Source organism: Synechococcus sp. H55.8 (assembly GCF_047462375.1).
GTDB lineage: Bacteria > Cyanobacteriota > Cyanobacteriia > Thermostichales > Thermostichaceae > Thermostichus.
Map to the genome: position 1 here is coordinate 1 of NZ_JANSJC010000048.1, position 5,235 is coordinate 5,235.

5 protein-coding genes are annotated in these 5,235 nt (G+C 56.3%); 3 read left to right on the forward strand and 2 right to left on the reverse strand.

Going from position 1 to position 5,235, the window contains the following annotated elements; translation table 11 throughout:
* On the forward strand, positions 1-1,480 hold a 1,480-nt coding region (locus NW862_RS12565; RefSeq protein ID WP_414427240.1), incomplete at its 5' end, for a DEAD/DEAH box helicase.
* Positions 1,481-1,484: 4 nt separating this feature from the next.
* On the opposite strand, the gene NW862_RS12570 is transcribed toward NW862_RS12565, so the two are convergent.
* Positions 1,485-2,246, reverse strand: a complete 762-nt coding sequence (locus tag NW862_RS12570) for a hypothetical protein (protein ID WP_414427241.1) — start codon at positions 2,244-2,246, stop codon at positions 1,485-1,487.
* A gap of 169 nt (positions 2,247-2,415) precedes the next feature.
* Positions 2,416-3,411, reverse strand: a complete 996-nt coding sequence (locus NW862_RS12575) for an AAA family ATPase (RefSeq protein WP_414336100.1) — start codon at positions 3,409-3,411, stop codon at positions 2,416-2,418.
* Between the two features lie 131 nt (positions 3,412-3,542).
* On the opposite strand from NW862_RS12575, the gene NW862_RS12580 reads away from it, so the two are divergent.
* Together NW862_RS12580 and NW862_RS12585 are read left to right on the forward strand one after the other, a co-directional pair.
* Positions 3,543-3,983, forward strand: coding sequence for an Rrf2 family transcriptional regulator (locus NW862_RS12580; protein WP_414336103.1), 441 nt, complete (start codon positions 3,543-3,545; stop codon positions 3,981-3,983).
* A 134-nt stretch (positions 3,984-4,117) separates the two neighbouring features.
* Positions 4,118-5,032, forward strand: a complete 915-nt coding sequence (locus NW862_RS12585) for a S1 RNA-binding domain-containing protein (protein WP_414348354.1) — start codon at positions 4,118-4,120, stop codon at positions 5,030-5,032.
* Positions 5,033-5,235 lie beyond the last annotated feature (203 nt).

Here is a 5,235-nt window from a genome sequence, read left to right on the forward strand (position 1 = left end):
GGTGATCCGGCGCGTCCAAGAAGGGATCTTCAAACTCGATGAAGACCAACGCAAAATTGCCACCCAATATCCTGAGGGGCCGCAGCGGTTGCGGGGCCTGGCGGGGACGGGCAAAACCGTAGTCTTGACTCGCAGGGCAGCCAAGATCCACGCCGACCACCCCGATTGGGACATCGCCGTAGTTTTCTACACCCGCTCTCTCTATGAGCAAATTCGCAGGCAAATCTCAGAAGTCTGTCAGAGCAAGTTTGACATCGAGCCAAATTGGGAAAGGATTCAGGTGATGCATGCCTGGGGATCCCAGGATCAGCTTGGGTTTTATCGCCTGCTCGCTCACCAATGTGGCTTAACGCCCAAAAGCCTGGATCGGGCAAGGGCAGAGTTAAGGGATAAAAATGACCATACAACGGAGCCCTTCGACTATGTCTGCCAAGAGTTAGAAGAGAAAGCCAAGGAAATCCCTCAACTTTTTGACGCCATCTTGATCGATGAAGGTCAAGATTTGCCGCCCGCCTTTTACCGTTTAGCCTATCAAACTTTACGGGATCCCAAGCGGCTCTATTGGGCCTATGACGAAGCCCAAGGCGTTGGCTCCCTGACGGTGCCGGGGGCAGCCGAGCTATTCGGGCGCGACGAGACGGGCAAACCCAAAGTGCAGTTGGGAGGGAGAGCCGCCTTTGTGTTGCGCAAGTGCTACCGCACTCCAAAGATTATCCTCATGGCTGCCCATGCCCTCAACATGGGTCTTTTGCGTGGAGGCCAGCCTTTGCAGGGGGTTACTCAAAAAGACCAGTGGGAAAACTTGGGTTACGAAGTGATAGAAGGTGATTTTCGTAAGCCTGGATCTCCAATTACCCTCACCCGCAAGGCTTGCCATCCCGTCGATCAAGAAAACTTTGATCCCAAGGTGGATCCCCAGTCGCTGCTGGTCTGGCGCACCTTCCCTTCTGAGGAAGAGGAGCAGAATTGGATTGCCCAACAGATCGAGCGCGACCTGAAGCAGTGGAGTTTTCGGCCGGAAGATCTTCTAGTTACAAGTGTAGCCAGCTTCAGAGGGAGCAGACCCTACTGGGAAAGCCTAAAGGCCAGGCTCAAACAAAGAGGAATTAGCGCCCTCATTGCTGGCGAAGATGCCGATCGGGATATTTTCCGCTTGCCGGGGCACGTCACCCTGTCGGGGATCTTCCGGGCCAAGGGCAACGAAGCTTGGAAAGTCTACGTCTGCCAGTTTCAAAACGCCACCGAGCCGGGGCTAAGTGTAGAGGAGCAACTGCGCCGGCGCAATCAAGCTTTTGTGGCCTTGACACGCACCAAGATCTGGTGTGTGGTTACAGGGATCTCCCCCAAAGATCAACTGGCCCCCGCCTTCCAAGAGCTGCGGCAGGCCAAGGAGCAGTACCCCTACCTACGCTTCCCAGCTTTTAACAAGGGATCCCTGCGGCGGGTTCATGAGGTGGATCTGGACTTGGAAGGTGCTTGAAGAATTACCGTCTGCCCTCAAGCGAGCCCAGCTCTGCCATCGCTTTTGCCATGTCGTCTAGGTCGTTCACCTTCTCCTCAATGGCTGCAAGAATTGCGTCGTAGGTGTTGGCCGAGGCGGAGGTGGCGGCAGCTTTGGTGGTAGAAGTGGAGCTGAATCCCTTTCCAAACCCAGACGGGTGGGCGGCAAAGTTGCCAGAGCCTGTTGCTTGGCGAACTTGATTGAGGCTGGCAATCTCTTGGGCCAAAAGATCCCGTTGTGAGTGGAGCTGATCGAGTTTGGCAGCGCCCTCTTTCAAATACTGAACAAGCTTCTGTTTTTTGGCTTGCAAATCTTCTATTGAGGCTTTTAGATTTTGCTCTTCTGCACGCAGTTGCGCCAGCCATGCTTGCTGAGATCGGATCTGGGATCCCAACTCACAATGGGCTTGAGGATCAGTTCCATCGCCCGCTTCCTCTTCCTGCCGAACGGGTGCCCAATTGGCAAGAGCAGCCCGCAGATCGGCCAGCTCGTTTTGCAGGTGTTGTAGACCTAACTCTTGCTGGCTTTTGAAGTACTCCAGGGATTGCTCCAGCAGTTGGGTTTTGGCTCTGGCTTCACTCCCGGCCAGGGCGGAAGCGAGGTAGCCGGTCATTCCCGTAGCCAAAGCGGCTGCCCCCGATTGCCACAGGGATCCACCGGATCCCAGGCTGCCGAGGGCTACAGCAAGGCCAGCCAAGGTGGGAAAAGCATTGACCCAAAGCTGGCGAGAGGTAGCAAGCTTCATAGTCGGCCCCACAGTAGAACGACAGGGTTGGCTTGATCTTATGGTCTTTTCAAACAGTTGTTATGAAACAGCTTATTGGATTCATCTTTGGCTCCCCTCTTCCCTATGAACTGGAGCACAAGACAGGATTTCTATGCTGGAGTCATCAAGATCGAGTTCAGCCAAGAATTTAAACAGGCGGCTCAATGGTGGAGACAATGTCCTGAATCACCGCCTCTGCCTCTTGCCGTCGGTTACCGGCCATCTCTCCCGACCCAGCCAGGAGAACCCGATGGGCCAGTACCGAGACGAACAACGCTTGCAGATCTTCCGGCAAACAGAAGCTGCGCCCTTTTACCAGCGCCTGAGCTCGTGCCGCCCGCGCCAAGGCCAGCGCTCCACGAGTGGATACCCCTGCCCGCAGCAGCTTGGAAACACGAGTGGCCTGCACCACCTGCAAAAGATAGTCCGCCAGGGATCCGTCCAGGTACACCTGATCCACCGCCGCCTGGATCTCTCGCAACTCACCCAAAGAGAGAACCGGCTGCAGAGCCTCCACCGGCTCGGCTTGTTGCCGTTGCAACAGCAAAGCTCGCTCTATCTCAGGGCTGGGGTAGCCAATCGACAACCGCACCAAAAACCGATCCAACTGACTTTCTGGCAGAGGATAGGTGCCGTGGTATTCCAAAGGATTTTGGGTGGCCAACACAATAAAGGGGCTGGGCAGCGGGTAGGTGCGATCGTCCAGCGAAACCTGCCTTTCCGCCATTGCCTCCAGCAGGGCGCTCTGAGTGCGGGGCGAGGTGCGGTTGATTTCATCCGCCAAGATCACATGGGCAAAAATGGGGCCAGGGCGAAATTCAAAATCCCCTTTTCCCTTATTGAACAGGGTGAGGCCAAGGATATCTGTCGGCAATAAGTCGCTGGTAAATTGAATCCGTTGAAACTTGGCTCCCAAACTGTGGGCGATGGCCCGCGCCAACGTGGTCTTGCCTACACCGGGCACATCCTCCAGCAAAACATGACCTTCCGCAACCAAGGCCATGACCACCGCTTGCACCACCTGTGACTTGCCCTGAAACACCGATTCGATGTTGGCAATCAACTTGCCAATCTGTTGGTGCAAGGCTTGCAATCGTTCCACCGGGATCCGCGCCGAACCAGCACGGGTGCTGACACTCGCCATAAACCATTCCCAAAGGGGCCTATTCCACCTTACCGGCTGGATCCCCTTGCCTGCTCAGGACGGAATCTCACCAAACCCCGGCGAAAAACCGGAGTATCATAGACCTAGGCTCTCCCGGAAGGATGGATATCTTGGAACTGTCTTGTAAAAGTGAATATGCTCTCCTGGCCCTTCTGGAATTGGCCCAGCACTACAGCGATGGCCAGGTGCTGCAGATTAAAGAAATTGCGGCCCATCAGTCCATACCCGATCGCTACCTGGAGCAATTGCTGGCCACCTTGCGCAGACAAGGGTTGGTGCGCAGCCAACGGGGAGCAAAAGGAGGCTACTCCCTGGCCCGAGCGCCCTGGCAGATCTCGCTGTTGGACGTTATCCAGGCCATCGAGGGGGAAGATCTCGCCCGTTCCCGCGAGTGGTCCCCAAGCGATCTCACCCCAGAGCGGGAAGTGCTCCTGAAAGCTTGGCAAGATGCCCAAGCGGCGGCAGTAGCCATTCTCCAGAAGACCACCCTGCAAGACCTCTGCGACCGGCAGGCACAACAGCAACAGGCGCGGCTGATGTACTACATCTGAGCTGCGTGCAATACCCCACAGTTGTTCCTCTCCCAAAGCCGCAAGGACTCTGTTCTGCAAAGAGGAGAGGCTGGGATCCCTAGCCAGTTTTGGGTTATCCTGAAGCCCACTGCTTTTTGAATTGAGCCGTTCCCATGACTGTTCGCTCTTCTCGCTCCCAGGCTGCTGATACGTTTTCTGCGGAAGATTTTGCCCGGGCTTTAGACGGGCAAAACCTCAACTTTCAACCGGGACAGGTGGTGCAAGGCCGCATCTTCCAACATCAGAACGATGGCGCTTTGGTAGATATTGGCGGCAAATCTCCGGCCTTTTTGCCCCTTAAAGAAGCCGGGATCCGCTCAGGAGAAGATTTGAGCGTGCTTTTTCCCTTGAAGACAGAAGCCGAGTTTCTCATTGTGCGGGAAGATGCAGAGGGGCAGATTGTGCTTTCGGCGCGGCGGCTCCGGCTGAAGCGGCTTTGGGAGGAGCTGGCCCAAAAGCAAGCCAGCGGCCAGACGGTAACCGTTCGGGTGATCGGCACCAACAAAGGCGGCGTGGTGGTGGATGTGCAGGGGCTGCGCGGCTTCATTCCCCGCTCCCACCTCAGCCAACGGGAAGGTCTAGAGGAGCTGGTGGGCCAATCCCTGACGGCAGGCTTTATCGAGGTGAACCCAGAAGCCAACAAGCTGGTGCTCTCCCAGCGGGTGGCTGTGAAATCCGAGAACCTGAGCCGTTACACCAGCGGCCAAGTGGTGGAGGGCAAGGTCAGCGGACTAAAACCCTTTGGCGTGTTTGTGGATTTGGAAGAGGGGGTAACCGGGCTACTACACATCAAGCAGGTTAGCCAAAGCTTTGTGGCCTCGCTGTCGGATTTGTTTAAGCCAGGCCAACGCCTCAAAGCCGTCGTGCTCGATGTGGATGAGACCAAGGGGCGGATGGCCCTCTCCCTGCGGGTGCTGGAAAAGCATCCGGGTGAGGTGCTGGAGCATCTGGATACGGTTATGGACGAAGCCGAAGAGCGGGCCAGCAAGCTAAAAGGGAGGATCACAGCCGACGGCCAAGTCATCTGATCCCGATCCCTGCCTCGAGTTTGGATGCGAGATCCCTAGATCGATGGCAAAACGCCTTACGGCAATCAAAGGAAAATCATCGGTTTGAGCGGCGATGGAATGAGTTTCCAATTTCTAGGGATCCCCCGAAGAGCTAACCGCTCGCCTCCCCTCTCCCAGTGGGAGAGGGGCCAGGGGTGAGGGAAGTTGGATCCCCCCGAAGG